Genomic DNA, 886 nt, shown 5'->3' on the forward strand with positions numbered 1-886 from the left:
GAAGCGGCGCGGTTTTCCTTTGCCGATCTTTGCGAAAAACCGCTCGGTGCCCGCGATTTCCTGGCGATTGCCAGCCGCTTCTCGACCATCTTCATCGATCATGTGCCGGCGCTCGGCGAAGGCATGCGCAACGAGGCCAAGCGCTTCATCCTGCTGATCGATACGCTCTACGATCATCATGTGCGGCTGGTGGTGAGCGCCGCTGCACCGCCACCGCAGCTGTACACGGCCAGGCGCGGCAACGAGGTCTTCGAGTTCGAGCGCACCGCGTCACGCCTGATCGAGATGCAGAGCCATGAATGGCTGGAAGACTGGGCGGGGAGGCAGAGGGGGAAGCTGGTGCCTGTGGAGGCGAGGCAGGCACAGGCCTAAACCTTGTTTCGTAGCGTCCCGTCACACCCCTCTCTGTCCTGCCGGAACAGAGGGGGTGCTGTCCCGCCATCGCCAAAAGGTTGGGTCCCGCTGTGATGCCCTACAAGTCAAACACATACATCACGAACTCCTCCGCCGCCCCATGTGGCTCCTTCCGCGCCTCATACACCGCGCGGGCCGCAATATTGTCCGGCTCAGTGCCGACCCCGGTCTCCTCGCAGCCAAGCTCGCGGCCGAGCTCAACATGGGGTCGAGCATCTTCGTAGCGATGCCCTGGCGCAGGAAGGCCGGCGATACGCCGACTTCGTCGATGTAGAGTTCGCTCACCTTGTCCGGGTGGCGGTGGATGACGGCGGCGCATTGACCGACGACTATGCCTTCGGCCACGGCGACGACCATAAAATGGCCGGGTTCGCGGAGATACGCTGCCAGCCGATCCGGCCTGACCGGTTCATCGAGCACATCCTCGGCGACCCGCATCACAAGGGCGTCATCGCCTTGGTTGGGCCTTACG

Annotated in this window: 2 protein-coding genes; one reads left to right on the plus strand and one right to left on the minus strand. The window is 63.4% G+C overall.

Annotated elements, in window-relative coordinates:
- Positions 1–372: AFG1/ZapE family ATPase (gene zapE / locus EOA85_RS36235; protein WP_127212798.1), on the plus strand; the 372-nt coding region annotated here is incomplete at its 5' end.
- A 120-nt stretch (positions 373–492) separates the two neighbouring features.
- Here the strand turns inward: zapE and EOA85_RS36240 are convergent.
- Positions 493–852 (minus strand): GNAT family N-acetyltransferase, encoded by a 360-nt coding sequence (locus EOA85_RS36240; protein WP_348627965.1) that lies wholly within the window; start codon positions 850–852, stop codon positions 493–495.
- Positions 853–886: the final 34 nt, after the last annotated feature.

Source organism: Mesorhizobium sp. M5C.F.Ca.IN.020.29.1.1 (assembly GCF_003997375.1).
Taxonomy (GTDB): Bacteria; Pseudomonadota; Alphaproteobacteria; order Rhizobiales; family Rhizobiaceae; genus Mesorhizobium; species Mesorhizobium wenxiniae.

Excerpts from the sequence above, each read along its gene's own strand:
- EOA85_RS36240 (WP_348627965.1), bottom strand. The coding sequence starts at position 852 with ATGCGGGTCGCCGAGGATGTGCTCGATGAACCGGTCAGGCCGGATCGG.